Raw genomic sequence first — 17230 nt, 5'->3', positions numbered from 1 at the left:
TAGCGTGTGCTCGGACCAGCGTCGGCAGAGGGCGCGAAAGCCCGGGCCAAGGGGCCCCCGCGACTGGTCCGTTCACGGGGAGGGAAACATGAGCCGATCGAGCTCGGGTGGAGTCGTGCTCGCCACGTGCCACGTGGCCGGCATGCTGGACCTGGTGGCGCTGCCGGTCTGGGTCGGAACGCTCATCGAATTCTACGGTCTGTCGCCGGCGCAGGCGGGTGCGACCGTCACCAGCTTCCTGGCGGGCATCGTGCTCGCGAGCCTGGTGACCGCGCGATCGTTCACGCGGCTCGACGCGCGCAGCATCGTGGTCGGCGGCTTCATCGTGGCCGCTGCGGCGTTCGGCTATCTCGCCGGCAGGCCGCCAGAGCTGGTGCCATTCTGGGTTCTGCCGATCATCCACGCCATCGCGGGCCTCGCAGCCGGTGCCGCCTTGTCGATGACGCACGGCACGATGGGCCGTACCGACAATCCGCACCGCCTGTTCGGCCTCGCCAATGTCGCGCTCGCCGTCTTCAGCGTCGCCTTCTTCGCCACCGTGCCGGCCCTGATCCATGCGATCAGCCCGCGCCTGCTGTTCGCGGTGTTCGCAGCCAGCATGGCGGTCGCGGCGCTCCTGGCCTCTCTCGGCTTCCCGCGCTCCGTCGCCGCCGCCGAGACCGGCGGTGAGATGCTGCACGCGATGCCCGGCCGAGCCTGGCTGATCATCGCCGTCGTGATCTGCCTCGCCTTCAACCAGTCGCTCGTTTTCTCCTTCCTGGAGCGCATCGGCCGTCACAAGGGGCTGTCGCAGGACGACGTCACCAAGGTGCTGATCGCCGTCGGCTTCATCAACCTGCTTCCCGGCGCGCTGGCGGCGGCCCTGCAACGACGCCTGTCGCCGATCGCGATCGGCATTGCCGGCCCGCTGCTGCAGGCCATGCTGGCTTTCGTGATCGTCAATGCCCAGGGCTTCTCGACGTACGCGGCCTTTGCGATCCCCTACGTCTCGATCGTGATCTTCACCCACACGTTCCTGTTCGGACTGCTGTCGCAGATCGACCCGAGCCGGCGCGCAGTCGCGGCGACACCGGCGATGATGATGATTGGATCGGCCGCGGGACCCGCCGTCGCCGGCGCGATCGTGGAGAGCCTGGGCTACGGCGGCCTGAGCTACGTGGCCGGAACGATATCCACGCTCGCCGTCGTCCTGATGCTGACCTTCAAGGCACGCACCGCCGCATCACCGGCAATGCTGCGCTCCGCCTGAGCCCCCTGCCCCCAAGGAGAGTCCCATGAACAAGCACGTCACGCAGCACAACGGCCTGGAGTTTCCGCAGGATATCGTGTTCTCCGGCTATGCCGCTCCGGTACGGATCGAGGGCGAGGTGCACGACCTCGAGGTGATCGGCCGCATTCCGGCGGGGCTGGAAGGCGTCTACTACCGCAACAGCGCCGACCACACCTACCCGCCCCTGCTGGGCAAGGACATCTTCCTCAACGGCGACGGCATGGTGCACATGGTCCGCATCCAGAACGGTCATGCCGATCTGGCGATGCGCTACGTCCGCACCCGCAAGTTCCTGATCGAGCGGCAGGCGCGCAAGGCGCTGTTCGGCGCCTATCGCAATCCGTTCACCGATTCACCCGAGGTGGCGGGCGAGGATGCCAACACCGCCAACACCTCGGTGATGTGGCACCATGGCAAGCTCTATGCCCTGAAGGAATCCGGCCGCCCCTACGAGCTCGATCCGGTCACGCTGGAGACTCGTGGCGAGACCGATTTCGGCGGCCAGCTCCGGAGCCGCACCTTCACCGCCCATCCCAAGATGGACCCGCTCACCGGCGAGTGCATCGCGTTCGCCTATAATTGCGAGGGCACGGCCAGCAATGACATCGAGCTCTACACCATCGCGCCGGACGGCGAGTTCACCCGCACCGAGCGCTTTACCGCGCCCTACTGCTCGATGGTCCACGACTTCCTGGTATCACGCAACTACATCGCCTTCGTGATCTGCCCGATGGTCTGCGACTGGGATCGCGTCAGGAAGGGCGAGCCCTATTGGCATTGGGACAGCCACAGGCAAACCCACGTCGCCGTGATCCCGCGCCGGCAGGGCGTGGCCGGCATCCGCTGGTTCACCGCGCCGAAGCTCGCGATGCAGACCCACACCTTCAACGCCTGGGAGCACGGCAGCCGCCTGGTGCTCGACCAGTTCGTCACGGAGTCCGGCTGGCTCAGCCAGTTCCCGGACATCCGCGATCCCGAGGCCAAGGAGCTGCCGCCCTTCGGCGAACGTTGGACGATCGATCTGTCGAGTGCATCTGGCGCCATCGACATCTCGCGCTTCATCGGACACATCGGCGAGATGCCGGTCATCGACCAGCGCTTCGCGATGGCCCGCGTCCGGCACTTCTGGTTCGGCACCAACAATCCCAAGCTCGGCCCGATGCTGCCCTTCGGCCCCAAGGGACCGCCCTTCACCTGCCTCGGACATTTCGACGAGGAGACAGGCAAGCTCGACTTCTACTACGCCGGCCCCGAGAGCTCGCCCGAGGAGCCATGCTTCGTTCCCCGCAGCGCGCACGCAGCCGAGGGCGACGGCTGGCTGCTCAGCATCGTCGGACGGCGGGCGGAGAACCGCACCGATCTCGTCATCCTCGACGCACGCAATCTGTCGGCCGGCCCCATTGCGACAATCCGCTTCCCGTGCCGGGTGCACGAGGGTTTCCACGGCATCTGGGTGAACGCCGACGTCCTTTAACGCATCCGGCCACCGGAGGCGCCAGCCGCGGATCCGCCAGCGCCTCGCGCTGAACGACAAACACTCCAATGACAAAGAGCCTCGCAGCAGGCCTGTCACAACCGGGGAAACACCATGATACGTCTGTACGGCTCGATGCACTCGCGCGCGCATCGCTGCGCCTGGATGCTGAAGGAGCTCGCGCTCGACTTCGAGCACGTTCCGACCGGCTTCACCGACGGCAGCACCCACACGCCGGACTTCCTGAAGATCAATCCCAACGGACGCGTGCCCGCGTTCGTCTCCGACGAGATCCGCCTGTTCGAGTCGCTCGCGATCAACCTTCATTTGGCGCGCCGCTACCGCAGCGACCTTTCTCCGGCCACCCTGGAAGAAGACGCGCTCGTCACCCAGTTGAGCTTCTGGGTCGTGACCGAGATCGAGAAGCCGCTGCTTCTCGCCGCAGCCAATCGCGTCCTGTTCGATGCCGACAAGCGCGATGCCGACGAGCTCGGGATCGCGCTCACCAAGCTCGGCCGTCCGCTGGCGGTCCTCGATCGGCATCTCACCGAGAGGCCCTATCTCGTCAGCGGCCGCTTCACCGTGGCCGACCTGAATGTCGCCGCCGTCATGACGCTGGCCCGGCTCGGCACGCTCGACATGTCACCATGGCCCCATGTCGACCGCTGGCTCGATCGCTGCCTGGAACGGCCGGCCGCTGCGGACTGGAAGACGATCAGTTTCCGCGTTCCGCGGCCCGAGAACCCTCTCGGCATCCTCGCGATGTTCGTCTGAGGCACTATCGCAGATTGAATGAGGAACCGCACATCATGCTGATGCTCGCCGACGCAGTGATCATCATCGACGCCGCGCTGCGCGAAGCGCGTGCGAAGAACCTCGCGCCGCTCGCGGTCGCCGTGCTCGATCCAGGCGGACACCTGATCGCCTATCAGCGCGAGGACGGCGCCGGCATCGTCCGCTTCGACATCGCCTTCGGCAAGGCCTTCGGCTCGCTCGGCATGGGCTTCGGATCACGCGAGCTGAGCCGTCGCGCCGGCAACATGCCGACATTCTTCACGATGCTGTCAGCCACGACCGGCGGCCGCCTCGTCGCCTCGCCCGGCGGCGTCCTGGTGCTCGGACCGGACACGCAGGTGCTCGGCGCCGTCGGTATCTCCGGCGATCTCGGCGACAATGACGAAGCCTGCGCGATCGCCGGCATCGCCGCGGCGGGCTTTCGAACGGAAGAGCCGGCCGGCGCGTGAACCGGTGAAGAACGGGCCAAGCGGACCGCCGAAACGGTCCACGCGGCTGATCATCGCTTGGCCGGGAGCACGAAGACGTGGCCGGCCCCACCGCGGGCGGGTGCCCATCATTCGGCTGAAGGGGAGGACCACGCCCGGCAGCAACTCCCTCATCCGAATTCTCCCACGCGATTTTGTTATTTCTTTTTTCCAGAAATCATGTATGATCCCCCCATCCTGCCCTCTCTGCGAGGGGCGTACGCGTCGTCACGGACGTTGGGGCGGGATGCGGTGGACGCGGGCTGCGATGCACGACGGGCATGGCGGTCGCGGACGATGAAGTCGCGTGGTCCTGGCGCCCCGATGCTGGCGCCAAGTTCGTGCCGGTGCAGATGCGCTGGCGCGGATGACGGGGGCAAGAAAGCCGGTCCCCGGGGAGATCGCGTATAAGTTGTTAAAACCATCGCGCAGGGAATGCCGGTTACGGCTTTGCCTGTGGTACCTGCCGCCTGCATTCTTCTCGCAGGCGGGCCATGGGTGAGGCCTTCACCCGGCATTCCCTGCACCCTCGCGTCGAGGGGGCGCTGCCGAAAACCCCGGGTGCACCGCGCCGCGGGAGCTCTTTCTGCACGCTGAATCACATACTTGCGCGCGAGAGCGAGCATTCCATACAAATTGCAACCTTTATGAGCAGTGCGTAGTCGTACGGTGCCTAGGTTTTACGCAACTTTTAAGGAGTCGGCGCCTTCTAGGCGGTGATCTGAAACTCTGCATCCAGTGTCCGCATGCAGGTGGGACAATTTGGAGTCATACCGTGCGCAAAAATCTGCCTGTCACCCACAACGAATACCCGATCACCGACGAGACGCTGATCGTCTCGCGCACCGATCTGAAGGGCAAGCTGACCTACTTCAACGACCAGTTCGTCGATGCCGCCGGCTTCACCCCCGACGAGCTGATGGGCCAGCCGCACAACATCATCCGCCACCCCGATATGCCGGAGGCCGCATTCGCCAATCTCTGGGACACGCTGAAGCAAGGCAAGCCGTGGGCCGGCGCCGTCAAGAACCGCCGCAAGAACGGTGACTTCTACTGGGTACTGGCGAGCGCATCCCCCATCCGCGAGAACGGCCGGATCACGGGCTACACCTCCATCCGCACCAAGCTGCCGGCCGAGCAGCGCGCCGAGGCCGAGAAGGTCTACGGGCTGCTGAATCAGAACAAGGCGCAGGGCTACGCGATCAGCGCGGGCGTCATCCGCCGCCGCTCGGTGTTCGACCGCCTGTCGCTCTTCACGGGTACGCTCAGGGCGCGCCTGACGACCTTGGCCGCGGTGCTGGGCGTGTTCATGCTGATCATCGGCGCGGCCGGCCTGCTGTCGACCCGCTCCACCAACGTCGCCATGAAGTCGCTGTACGAGGATCGCACGATCCCGCTGGCGCAATTGCTCGAGATCAACGATCGCACCCTGCAGAACATGTCGTCGCAACAGTCTGCGGCGGCGAACGGCAAGGCCGGAAAACCGATCGACGGCATCAGGGCGCTGGTGGACGGAAACAGCGCCAGAATCACCAAGGTCTGGGCCGACTACATGGCGAGCTACCTGACGCCGGAGGAGAAGATCGTCGCCGATGCCTTCGCGATCAGGCGCAAGGCCTATCTGGAGGAAGGCATCAGGCCGGGATTGGCCCTGCTCGAGCAGGGCAAGTTCGACGAGGCGAGCCAGCATATCGCCACCAAGGGGCATGATCTGTTCGAGGCCGCCAAGCACGAGCTCGACAAGCTCGTTCAGATCCAGGTGAAGGAAGGCAAGGCGCTCTACGAGGAGGCCGAGAGACAATATCTGGTGGTGCTCGCGATCATTTCTGTGATGATCCTGGCCGGTATCGGAATCGGCGCTACGTTCAGCCTGCAGAGCATCCGCGCTGTGCTGCGGCCGCTCAAGGTGCTCAACGACGCGATGCAGAACATCACCGCCGGCAAGCTCGACAACCGCATTCCGGTGGAGCGCGACGACGAGCTCGGCGAGGCGCTGCGCAACCTGCAGACCGTGCAGGCGATCGTCCGTTTCAACAGCGAGGAAGTGAAGGCCGTGCAGCACTCGGCCGAGGTCAAGCGCAAGGCCGGAATGAACAAGCTCGCCAGCGAATTCGAAAGCGCGATCGGCGGCATCGTGCAGACGGTGTCCTCGGCCTCGTCGCAGCTCGAGACGTCCGCCGGCACGCTGACCTCGACCGCGACGCGCTCGCAGGAGCTCGCCACCACCGTGGCCGCCGCGTCCGAGCAGGCCGCGACGAACGTGCAGTCGGTCGCCTCGGCCACCGAGGAACTGACCTCATCGGTGACCGAGATCAGCCGCCAGGTGCAGGAATCGGCGCGCATCGCCAACGGCGCCGTCGATCAGGCGCGCACCACCAACGACCGCGTCAACGAGCTCTCGAAGGCAGCCGCGAGGATCGGCGACGTGGTCGAGCTGATCAACACCATCGCCGGCCAGACCAACCTGCTGGCGCTGAACGCCACCATCGAGGCGGCGCGCGCCGGCGATGCCGGCCGCGGCTTCGCCGTGGTCGCGTCCGAGGTCAAGGCGCTCGCCGAGCAGACCTCGAAGGCCACCGGTGAGATCGCCCAGCAGATCTCGGGCATCCAGGCAGCGACACAGGAATCGGTGTCGGCGATCCGCGAGATCAGCACGACGATCGAGCGGCTGTCGGAAATCTCCTCGACCATCGCCGCCGCCGTCGAGCAGCAGGGCGCGGCGACGCAGGAGATCTCGCGCAACATCCAGGAGGCGTCGCGCGGCACCACCGAGGTCAACACCAACATCGTCGACGTCCAGCGCGGCGCCTCGCAGACCGGCTCTGCTTCGGGCAACGTGCTGTCGGCGGCGCAGTCGCTGTCGCGGGAGAGCGACCGGCTGCGGCAGGAGGTCGACCGATTCCTCGGCAACGTGCGGGCGGCCTGAGCCGCCCCGCGCTCACCGCCCGGTCAGCCGGATCGGGCGGCCCTGACTGATGAAGGCGTAATGGCCGGCGCCGATGCCGCCGACCATCAGCGCCTCGACGACGGGCTCGGCGATCTCACCGGTCGCGGCCCAGTCGATGACGAAGTTGGCGCCGGTGCCGCCGCGGGTGTCCTTGATGGGCACGAAGATCTCGACGGTCGCGAACGGCCTCAAGGCGACGGGCTCGCGCAGATGCGCCTCCACCAGCGTGCCGGCCGTATCGTAGTAGTTGATGCGCCGGACGATCAGCGGCCGCTGCTCGGAGGCGTTGTGGATGCTCAGCGTCACCGAGAAATCGGCCTGGACCCGGCCCGGGGTCATCGCGACGCTGGAATAGACGGGGACATAGACGGCGCCCGTGACCGTGACGGGCTCCGCCGGAACGGGCGTCAGCGAGCTCGCGAAAGCGGTGGTCACGTCGTCGGCGGCCCGCGCCGCGCCGGCCGCAACAGCCGCGATGAGCAGCAGCGCGAATGCGCCGGTCCGGATGTGACAGATTGCGGGTTTCCTTGCGCGGCGGCACGACATAAGTTGCCGCCCCGGGGGTTGCTTCATGCATGAACTGATCGGCGACATCACGCTCTGCATCCTGTTTGCGTGGGTGCTTGGACTGGCGGCGCACAGATGGCGCCAGCCCTCGATTCTCGCTTATCTGGTCGCGGGCTTCGCCATTGGCCCCTTCGGCACCGGCTGGGTCAAGTCCCAGGAGTCGATTTCGGTGATCTCCGAGCTCGGCCTGATCTTCATGCTGTTCATGATCGGGCTCGAGATCGACCTCAAGAAGATCATCCGTGCCGGCCCGGTGATTCTGATCGCCGGTGGGGTCCAACTGCTCGGGGGTGCCGCGCTCGGCATCCTGTTCTTCGTCGCGATCGGCATGCGGATGGGCGCCGAGAGCTACGACGCACTCTATCTCTGCGTCGCCTGCGCGCTGTCCTCGACCGTCATCATCGTCAAGGTGCTGTACGAGAAGCGCGAGCTCGACACCCTGCCCGGCCGCATCACGCTCGGCGTGCTCGTGCTGCAGGACGTGTTCGCGATCCTGTTCCTGGCGGTGCAGCCGAGCCTCGACGACCTCCATGTCAGCGTGATCCTGCTGTCGTTCGCCCGCGCCGGCACACTGGTCGCGATCGCCCTGCTCCTCAGCCGCTACGTCTTGCCGCCGGTGTTCCATCGCATCGCGCGTACCCCGGAGCTGATCCTGCTCGGCGCGCTGGCCTGGTGCTTCCTGATCGGCGAGATCGCAGAGAGGCTGCACCTGTCGCGCGAGATGGGCTCGCTGGTCGCGGGCGTCTCGCTGTCGACCTTCCCCTACGCGCTCGACGTCACCGCCAAGGTCACGACGTTGCGCGATTTCTTCATCACGCTGTTCTTCGTCGCGCTCGGCATGACGATCCCGATCCCGACGATGTCCGTGGTGGGGCTGGCGCTCGTGATCGCGCTGTTCACGGTGGCGAGCCGGCTGCTCACGACGTTCACACCGCTCTACATGATGCGGCAGGGCCTGCGTGCCAGCCTGCTGCCGGCGCTCAACCTCGCCCAGATCAGCGAATTCTCGCTGGTGGTGATGCAGACCGGCGCCGCCGCCGGGCACCTCAAGAACGGCACGTCGAGCGCAGCGTCCTTTGCTTTCGTGCTGCTCGCCGTGCTCTCGACCTTCGTCATCGTACGCTCCGATCCGATCGCGCGGCGAAGTATCCCGCTGCTCAAGCGGATCGGTCTGCGCGACCTCGATGCAAGCAAGGATGGCGAGGCCGGACATGAGGGCGGACACGGCGCCGGACGGCCGATCGTTCTCCTCGGATTCTTCCGCACCGCCAGCGCCCTGCTCAGCGAGATCGAGCGCAACGAGCCGGCGCTGCTGGAGCAGATCGGCGTGGTCGATTTCAACCCCGTCGTCTTCCGAACCTTGTCCGATCGCGGCATCCAGGTGACCTATGGCGACATCAGCAACGTCGACACGCTGATTCATGCGGGGGTGGGCCAGGCCGAGCTGATCATCCTGAGCATCCCGGATTCGCTGCTCAAGGGTGCCAACAACGAAAAGCTGGTGCGCCATGTCCGCAGCATCAATGCATCGGCCAAGATCATCGCGACCGCCGACCTGCTCGCCGACGTCAACGACCTCTACGCTGCCGGCGCCGACTACGTGACCGTGCCGCGGCTCAGCGATGCGCAGGTGCTGCTCAACCTGATCCAGGACGTCAGCGCCGGGCTCCTCTCCGAGCGCCGCAGCCAGGCGGAGACGTTGCTCGCCGACCGCCGCGAGGTGCTGCCATGAGCCTGGCACGCATCCATCTCCCACAGAACCTGCGATCCTGCTGGACTTGAATCATGGCAAACACGAGCGTTCACGTCGTCGATCACCCGCTGGTCCAGCACAAGCTCTCCTTGATGCGCGAGCGTGACCGCTCGACCAAGGGCTTCCGTGAGCTGTTGAACGAGATCGGCATGCTGCTGGCCTACGAGGTCACGCGCGACCTGCCGCTCGAGCTGGTCGACATCGAAACGCCGATCGCGCCGATGAAGGCGCCGAAGATCGCCGGCAAGAAGCTGACGCTTGCGCCAATCCTGCGCGCCGGCGTCGGCTTCCTCGACGGCATGCTGGCGCTGATGCCGTCCGCGCGCATCGCCCATATCGGACTCTACCGCGATCCCAACACGCTGCAGGCCATCGAGTATTACTTCAAGGCGCCGCAGGACCTGAGCGACCGCACGGTGATCCTGATGGACCCGATGCTCGCGACCGGCAACTCCGCCTGCGCGGCTGCCGAGCTGCTCAAGACGCGCGGCGCCCGCGACATCCGTTTCGTCTGCCTGCTGGCGGCACCGGAAGGCATCGCCAAGTTCGAGAAGGAGCATCCGGACATCCCGATCTGGACCGCGGCGATCGACGAGAAGCTGAATGACCACGCCTACATCGTGCCCGGTCTGGGCGATGCCGGCGATCGGATGTTCGGCACGAAGTGATCGTGCGCGTGCAGTTCAGCAGGACGGTCGCGGTGAAGGGCGAATGACGCTGAAGATGCGACCGTCGATCACCAGCAGCGCACTCCCGATCACCAGCGCGCCGCTGATCTCCCCCAACGAGATGCTTTCGCCGAGCACCAGCGACCCGAGCAGGATCGTCGTCAACGGGATCAACAACGTCACCAGCATCACGTTGGTCGCCCCGGAGCGGCGCAGGATTTGGAAGAACACGATATAGGCGAACGCCGTCGACAGCGCCGCAAGGCTTATGACCGCGACCCAGGTCTGCAGTCCGGGAAGCGGGAGACGCCAGGGCTGGTCGACGACAGCGGCGATGGCCAGCATCATCACGCTGGAAGCCGAGAGCTGGAAGGTGGCGGTTGCAAGCGGCGGCGAATGGGCGAGATGGCGGCGCACCAGCAGCGCGGCGATGCCGTAGCTGAGCGACGCGCCAAGACCGAACAGAATGCCGTACCCGCCTGCCGAGCCGTCGAGCCCCGGTCCGCCCCGCAGGATCACGACCCCGACGAGGCCGACGACCAGACCCGCTGCCCGCCGGGCCGACAGCCTTTCCTCTCCCGCGGCGGCCATCACCACGATTGTGAACAGCGGCGTCGTCGCATTGAGGACAGCAGCAAGGCCGGAGGTGATGAACGTCTGGCCGATCACGATCAGGCAGAATGGCACGACATTGTTGAACAGCGCCACGGCAAGGAACGGCAGCCAGCCGACAACCCCCTGGGGAAAGCCGAGCCCGCGCAGTCGCGCCACCGGCAGCAGAATCGCCGCCGCCAGCACGATGCGCAGCAGCACCAGCGTCAGCGGGGGCAGTTCCTCCAAGGCGAGGCCGTTGAAGATGAACGATCCGCTCCACAGCAGCGAGAGCAGGCCGAGCAACGACCAGTCCCGCGCGTCCATGCTCTCGTTCTGGGATGTCATCGCCGCAAACCGCTGTTTCATCTGCGCGAGCCTTGCAGGTGAAGCCTCGCGCCGTCCACCCGCTTTCCGGTGGTGTGCCTACGGCATGGATCTCGGCCGCGACACCAGCTCGATCATGCGGCCTTCGTCCTCATCCGGCATCGCCGCCTTCGCCCGCGCATAAGCATCGACGGCCGCCTGGGCCATGATGGGACGCTCTCCAAGCAGCTGCTCGGCGAGCTGCAGCGCATAGGCTGCATCCTTGTGACGGAGCGCCGCGGTGAAGCTTGCATCGGCGAAGTTGCGCGCGATCATGCGCGGCGCGTGGCGCAGAACCTGGGGGCTCGCCGCGACGCCGCTCTGGATTGCCTCCAGCACGAGCTTCATGTCGAGGCCGGCCTGCTCGGCGATTGCGAGCCCCTCCGCAAGACCTGCGATCTGCATCGCGCCAAGCAGGTTGTTGATCAGCTTGTAGACTGTCCCGGCGCCCACGGGCCCGAAATGGCGAATGGTCGAGCCGATCGGCGCCAGATACGGCCGCGCGCGGTCGAGATCGGCAGCGTCGGCACCGACCAGCAAGGTCAGCTTGCCGCTCGCGGCCGCGTCGGGCAGCCCGGTCACCGGGCAGTCGAGATAGGTCACGCCGCGCGCATCCAGCTCGCGCGACAGACGCAGCGCATGGTCGCGCGATACGGTCGAGCATTCGATCGCGATCGTGCCGACCCGCATGGTGGCCGCGGCGCCATCCGGCCCGAGCCAAACCGCGCGCGAGGCGTCGTCATCAGCCACCATCGTAACGACCGCATCGGCATCGATTGCCGCATCAGCTGGCGAGGTCGACCAGCGCGCGCCGCGCGCGATCAGATCCTCCGCCTTCGCCCGGCTGCGATTCCAGACCGCCACGGAATAGCCTGCGTCGAGATAACGACCGGCCATACCATGGCCCATGCGCCCGAGCCCGATGAAGGCAACGCGCGCCACGCTCAATCGACGTCCTCGATCGCAGCGCCTGGCGTCGTGCCGAACGCGCGCTGCGCCAGCGTCGCCGCCATGAACTCGTCGAGATCGCCGTCGAGCACGCCGGCGGTGTCGGACGTCTGCACGCCCGTGCGCAGATCCTTCACCATCTGATACGGCTGCAGCACGTAGGAGCGGATCTGGTGGCCCCAACCGATCTCGGTCTTGGCCGCCTGGTCGGCCGCAGCTTTCTCCTCGCGCTTCTTCAGCTCGATCTCATAGAGGCGTGCGCGCAGCATGTCCCAGGCCTGGGCGCGATTCTTGTGCTGTGACCGGCCAGCCTGACAGACCACGGCAACGCCGGTTGGGATGTGCGTCAGCCGGACCGCCGATTCGGTCTTGTTGACGTGCTGGCCGCCGGCGCCACCGGACCGCATGGTGTCGACGCGGACATCGGACTCCTTGATGTCGATCTTGATGCTGTCGTCGATGACCGGGAAGATCTGCACCGAAGAGAACGAGGTGTGGCGGCGTGCATTCGAATCGAACGGAGAGATTCGGACCAAGCGATGCACGCCGGCTTCAGTCTTCAGCCAACCATAGGCATTATGCCCGGAGATCTGGATGGTCGCCGACTTGATGCCGGCCTCTTCGCCCAACGATTCTTCGAGATACTCGATCTTGAAACCGTGCTTCTCGGCCCATCGGGCGTACATGCGCAGCAGCATCTGCGCCCAGTCCTGGCTCTCGGTGCCGCCGGCACCGGCGTGGACCTCGAGATAGGTGTCGAACTTGTCAGCCTCGCCGGACAGGAGCGCCTCGAGCTCGCGCCGCGCGACCTCCTTCTTCAGCTCCTTCAGCGCATTCTCGGCTTCAGTGACGACACCGGGATCGTTCTCGGCCTCGCCAAGCTCGATCATCTCGATATTGTCGCTGAGCTCACGTTCGACCTTGCCAATGCCGGTGAGCGAATCCTCCAGCGAGGTCCGCTCCTGCATCAGCCGCTGAGCTTTTTGGGGGTCGTTCCAGAGATTGGGGTCTTCGGCGAGCTTGTTCAGCTCGGCCAGCCTTGCCGTCGATGTCTCGACGTCAAAGATGCCTCCTCAGCAGCCCGACCGACTGCTTGATCTCTTCTACGATTTTCTCGATTTCCGCGCGCATGTCGCTCTCTTCAGGCCACGGCTCGAAGCGCCGCAGCATCGTCTCCCACAGGGGATGTAACGGCGCTCGGCGCAAAGCGCAATCGCTCTGCACCGCACCGGCATCAGTTTCAGCCGGCCCAATGCCTAATAGAGGCTTCCCGTGCCTGGACGGATGATGAAGCTGCCAGCATCAGGTTGGCCGCCGCTCTGCGACGGCATCACGCGTCCATCGGCGTCGGCGACACCGATGACCGAGTAGTTGTCCGGCGGCGCCGTACCAGGTTTGAACGCTTCCATGATCGTGCGGCCGCCGTCGCCGGGGCTCGCGCGCATGCCAGTCTTGGCATCGACACGGACCAGCTTGATGCCGGCCGGGATCTTGAAGGGCGTGGCCGGCTTGTCGGCCAGCGCGAGCTTCATGAAGTCTTTTGCGATCGGCGCGGCCAGATGACCGCCGGTCGCAGCATTACCCCTACCGAGCGGCCGGGGCTTGTCGTAACCCATGTAGATGGCGACGGCGATGTCCGGCGAGAAGCCGACGAACCAGGCGTCCTTGGCCTCGTTGGTGGTGCCGGTCTTGCCGGCGATCGGCTTGCCGACCTCCTTCAGCACGGTCGCCGTGCCCGCCTGCACCACGCCCTCGAGCATCGAGGTGATCTGGTAGGCCGTCATCGTATCCAGAACCTGCTCCCGGCGGTCGACCAGCTGCGGCTCGCTCTGGTTCTTCCAGCCGTCCGGTGCGTCGCAGCCGCGGCACTCGCGGGCATCATGCTTGAAGATGGTGTGGCCGTAGCGGTCCTGGATGCGGTCGATCAAGGTCGGCTTCACCCGACGGCCGCCATTGGCGATCATCGAATAGGCCGTGACCATGCGCATGGCCGTGGTTTCGCCGGCGCCGAGGGCGTAGGAGAGGTAATTCGGCAGCTCGTCATAGACTCCGAATCGCTTGGCGTATTCGGAAATCAGCGGCATGCCGACGTCCTGCGCGAGACGCACGGTCACCGTGTTCAGCGACAGACGCAGCGCGTTGCGCAAGGTCGTGGGCCCGAGATATTTGCCGTTGGAGAAGTTGTCGGGGCGCCAGACCTGCCCGCCCTGCCCCTGGTCGATCTCGATTGGTGCGTCGACGACCTGGGTCGACGGCGTATAGCCGTTGTCGAGCGCCGAAGAATAGACGATCGGCTTGAATGACGATCCGGGCTGCCGGTAGGCCTGCGTTGCGCGGTTGAACTGGCTCTGGTCGAAGGAGAAGCCGCCGACCATCGCGAGCACACGGCCGGTGTTCGGGTCCATGGCAACCATCGCGCCGGACACTTCGGGCAGTTGCTCGAGGCGATACTGGCCTTCGACCGGATTGCCTTCCTTGTACAGCGGATCGGCATAGATCACGTCGCCCGGCTGCAGCACCTGGGCGACCGACGTCGGCACCTTGCCACGGCCGTTGGCCGTCGCAGCCCGCGCCCATTTCACGCCGTCAAGCGTGATCAGGCCAGTCTGGCGTTCCTTGCTGACGGCGCCGCCGAGTTCGCGCGGCGGCTGGAAGCCGATGCGGGCGGACTGGTCACTGGTCTCGAGCACCACGGCCATCCGCCACGGTGAGATGTCCGAGAGCGATTTGATGTCGGCGAGCTTCACCCCCCAATCGCCCGAAGTATCGAGCTTGGAGACAGGCCCGCGATAGCCCTGCTCCTGGTCGTACCTCACGAGTCCGGCGACCATGGCCTTGCGCGCCATGACCTGAATCTTCGGATCGAGCGTCGTCCGGACGGACAGGCCGCCTTCGTAGAGTTTCTTCTCGCCATAACGTTCGAAGATGTCGCGGCGAACTTCCTCGGCGAAATATTCACCCGCAAAGATGTGGGCGCCGGTGTTGCGGCTCGCGATCGTCAGCGGATCCTTGCGCGCCTTGTCGGCGTCGGCCTGCTTGATCCAGCCGTTCTCGAGCAGACGATCGACGACGTAGTTGCGGCGCTCGATGGCGCGGTCGCGATTGCGGATCGGATGCAGGCTGCCCGGCATCTTCGGCAGCGCGGCGAGATAGGACGCCTCCGCCACGGTGAGCTCGTTCACCGACTTGTCGAAATAGACCAGCGACGCCGCGGCGATGCCGTAGGCGCCGGAGCCGAGATAGATCTCGTTGAGATAGAGCTCGAGAATCTTGTCCTTCGAGTAGGTGCGCTCGATGCGCATCGCCAGCAGCGCTTCCTTGATCTTGCGGGCGAACGACACCTCGTTGGTCAACAGGAAGTTCTTGGCGACCTGCTGGGTGATGGTGGAGGCGCCCTGCGGACGGCGATTGGAGCCGAAGTTCTGGGCGTAGACCACGGCGGCGCGCGCCATGCCGGTGAAATCGATGCCGCCATGCTCGTAGAAGTTCTTGTCCTCGGCGGCGAGGAAGGCATTGATCACGAGCTTGGGAACCGCCTGGATCGGCAGGTACAGCCGGCGCTCCCGGGCATATTCACCGACCAGCGAGCCGTCGACCGCGTGCACGCGCGTCATCACCGGCGGCTCATAATCCTGCAACTGGGAGTAGTCAGGCAGGTCCTTGGAAAAATGCCAGATCAGGCCGGCCGCTGCTGCCACACCGACCAGGAACAAGACGGTACCGGCCGCGAACAGGAAGCCCAAAAACCGCACCAGAAAGCGCATCGGCGAATATCCGTTCCAACTCTTGTTTCGTCTCTCGGCTCGGACGCGGCGCACCCACAGGCGCTACCGCCAAAAATCACACGGTCGGCTGCAATGCCGCGTGACCCATGCCAGAGAAACGCATGGTCAAGCCTATCAGCGGTCAAGCCTATCACAAGTCTGCCGAGAAGGAATCCTCACTGATTCCGGGTGCCTCGCAGCACGTTTATACGGATGTTGCTGTGGCCAAACTAGGGCTTTGCGCGTACCGCCGCCGGCTTGTCCGGCCTCTCGGGGCCCGCGTTGGCGATGCGCTTGGCCAGAAAGGCATCGATCGCCCGCGCCATTGCGTCCGCCGTGCGCGACCGCCATGCGTCGGAGACCAGGTTCCCCATATCGCCCTTATTGGAGACATAGCCGAGTTCGACCAGCACGGATGGCACGTCGGGCGCCTTGAGCACGCGGAAACCGGCCGATTTCAGCGGGCGCTTATGCATATGCACCGCCGTCTTCATGTCGTTCATCAGCACACGGGCGAACCTGTTGGAAAACGTGCGGGTTTCCCGGCGGGCCAGATCGATCAGGATGTCGGCGACGTCGGCCGGCTCCTCGGTCAGATTGACCCCGCCGATCTGGTCGGCCCGGTTCTCGGCCTCGGCCAGCCGTTCCGCCTCGACGTCAGACGCCTTGTCCGACAGCGTATAGATGGTCGCGCCCTGCGCAGTGCCCTCACCTCGCGGCAGCGCATCGGCGTGGATGGAGACGAACAGAGCCGCCGACTGCTTCTGGGCGATGCGGACCCGGTCTCCAAGCGGGATGAAGGTGTCGTCGTCGCGAGTCATGATCACGCGGAACTTGCCCGACCGTTCCAGCCGGTCGCGCAGCGCCTGGCCGAAGGCGAGCACCAGATTCTTCTCCGGCACCTCGCCGCCCTGGGTGCCGTAGTCGATACCACCATGACCGGGGTCGATCACGACCACGGGCCGGGTGTCCGGCGGACCATCCGTCGGAGGGGGAGCGATGGCGACCGTCGTCGGCGGCGGCCGAACTGCCGGCGCAGGGTTTCCTGCGACCGCGACCGACGCCGTCGCGGACCCCGAATCGGCAGGCCTGGGCGCAAGACGGCTGTCGCTGCCGATGGCGCGGGCGAAGGTCGCCTCGTCGACCTCCTCCAGTTCGAGCACCAGCCGCGGCGGCTGACCGTTGGCGGCATCCAGCACCGTGGAGTTGGCGATTCGAGCCGGGCCGGTGAGATCGAAGACGATGCGGGACCCACCGGGCATCACCATCCCATAGCGGAACGCCTTCACCAAACCACGGCCGCTGGTCCCGGCTCCAGTGGGCAGATGAAAGCTGACCTGGGGCAGGTCGACGACGACGCGATAGGGTTCGCTGAGCAGGAAGGTTCGAAACGGCACCGTCCGGTCGAGATCGAGCACGAATCGGGTCTGTCGGGAATCGCCGGCGACCCGTGCGTCGGTGGCGATGGGGAACCCGGGCCCGACCACGGCAGGCGACACCTGGCCGACCGGCCCGCTCTGGGCGCGGGCCGGAATGACCGCCGCACATAACATTTGCGTGACGCACAGCGACGCGCATCCCAGCAAGGAAAGGTAATTCGCCCGGCCAATTGCCAAATCG

At 65.8% G+C, this 17230-nt stretch carries 12 protein-coding genes and 1 pseudogene; 7 read left to right on the top strand and 6 right to left on the bottom strand.

The features are described from left to right. The first annotated feature begins 88 nt into the window (after positions 1–88). The 5 genes from QX041_RS07040 to QX041_RS07020 all read left to right on the top strand — a co-directional run bounded on the left by QX041_RS07040 (position 89) and on the right by QX041_RS07020 (position 6932). On the top strand, positions 89–1249 hold the full coding sequence (locus QX041_RS07040; protein WP_316164767.1) for an MFS transporter: 1161 nt from the start codon (positions 89–91) through the stop codon (positions 1247–1249). Between the two features lie 25 nt (positions 1250–1274). Beyond that, positions 1275–2744 carry a carotenoid oxygenase family protein gene (locus QX041_RS07035; RefSeq protein WP_315751684.1) on the top strand — a complete coding sequence of 490 codons (1470 nt, stop codon included), beginning with the start codon at positions 1275–1277 and terminating at the stop codon, positions 2742–2744. Positions 2745–2858: 114 nt separating this feature from the next. After that, positions 2859–3518 carry a glutathione S-transferase family protein gene (locus QX041_RS07030; RefSeq protein ID WP_316164766.1) on the top strand — a complete coding sequence of 220 codons (660 nt, stop codon included), beginning with the start codon at positions 2859–2861 and terminating at the stop codon, positions 3516–3518. 35 nt (positions 3519–3553) lie between these two features. Further along, positions 3554–3988, top strand: a complete 435-nt coding sequence (locus QX041_RS07025) for a GlcG/HbpS family heme-binding protein (protein WP_316164765.1) — start codon at positions 3554–3556, stop codon at positions 3986–3988. Between the two features lie 793 nt (positions 3989–4781). Next, positions 4782–6932 (top strand): methyl-accepting chemotaxis protein, encoded by a 2151-nt coding sequence (locus tag QX041_RS07020; RefSeq protein WP_316164764.1) that lies wholly within the window; start codon positions 4782–4784, stop codon positions 6930–6932. A 12-nt stretch (positions 6933–6944) separates the two neighbouring features. Here the strand turns inward: QX041_RS07020 and QX041_RS07015 are convergent, their stop codons facing one another. Further along, a complete protein-coding gene (locus QX041_RS07015; protein WP_316164763.1) occupies positions 6945–7499 on the bottom strand; it encodes a DUF3124 domain-containing protein in 555 nt (184 codons plus the stop codon). 25 nt (positions 7500–7524) lie between these two features. Between QX041_RS07015 and QX041_RS07010 the strand changes: the two genes are divergently transcribed. After that, positions 7525–9252, top strand: a complete 1728-nt coding sequence (locus QX041_RS07010; protein ID WP_316164762.1) for a cation:proton antiporter — start codon at positions 7525–7527, stop codon at positions 9250–9252. A gap of 53 nt (positions 9253–9305) precedes the next feature. Continuing rightward, entirely contained in the window at positions 9306–9941 is a 636-nt protein-coding gene (upp, locus tag QX041_RS07005) for a uracil phosphoribosyltransferase (RefSeq protein WP_315751689.1), read from the top strand. Positions 9942–9956: 15 nt separating this feature from the next. Here the strand turns inward: upp and QX041_RS07000 are convergent, their stop codons facing one another. From QX041_RS07000 to QX041_RS06980, 5 genes and pseudogenes are all read right to left on the bottom strand, one after another. After that, positions 9957–10901: a DMT family transporter gene (locus QX041_RS07000; RefSeq protein ID WP_315826867.1), complete on the bottom strand. Its 945-nt coding sequence runs from the start codon at positions 10899–10901 to the stop codon at positions 9957–9959. A 57-nt stretch (positions 10902–10958) separates the two neighbouring features. Next, positions 10959–11864, bottom strand: a pseudogene (locus tag QX041_RS06995) (NAD(P)-dependent oxidoreductase); the annotation flags it as partial. Continuing rightward, positions 11843–12977 (bottom strand): peptide chain release factor 2 gene (prfB, locus tag QX041_RS06990; protein WP_315712184.1). Its coding sequence is split into 2 segments (ribosomal slippage): positions 11843–12907 and positions 12909–12977, totalling 1134 coding nucleotides; the frame shifts between segments, so codons are not numbered across the junction. The pseudogene QX041_RS06995 and the gene prfB, both read right to left, overlap by 22 nt. 125 nt (positions 12978–13102) lie before the next feature. After that, the gene (locus tag QX041_RS06985; protein ID WP_316164761.1) at positions 13103–15610 is read right to left on the bottom strand and encodes a penicillin-binding protein 1A; all 2508 of its coding nucleotides are present in this window, start codon (positions 15608–15610) and stop codon (positions 13103–13105) included. Positions 15611–15840: 230 nt separating this feature from the next. Further along, positions 15841–17163: an N-acetylmuramoyl-L-alanine amidase gene (locus QX041_RS06980; protein WP_316164850.1), complete on the bottom strand. Its 1323-nt coding sequence runs from the start codon at positions 17161–17163 to the stop codon at positions 15841–15843. Between the last annotated feature and the right edge of the window lie 67 nt (positions 17164–17230).

It is taken from the genome of Bradyrhizobium sp. SZCCHNRI2009, from assembly GCF_032485115.1.
Classification (GTDB): domain Bacteria; phylum Pseudomonadota; class Alphaproteobacteria; order Rhizobiales; family Xanthobacteraceae; genus Bradyrhizobium.
This window is presented reverse-complemented; position numbering and strand designations above follow the sequence as displayed.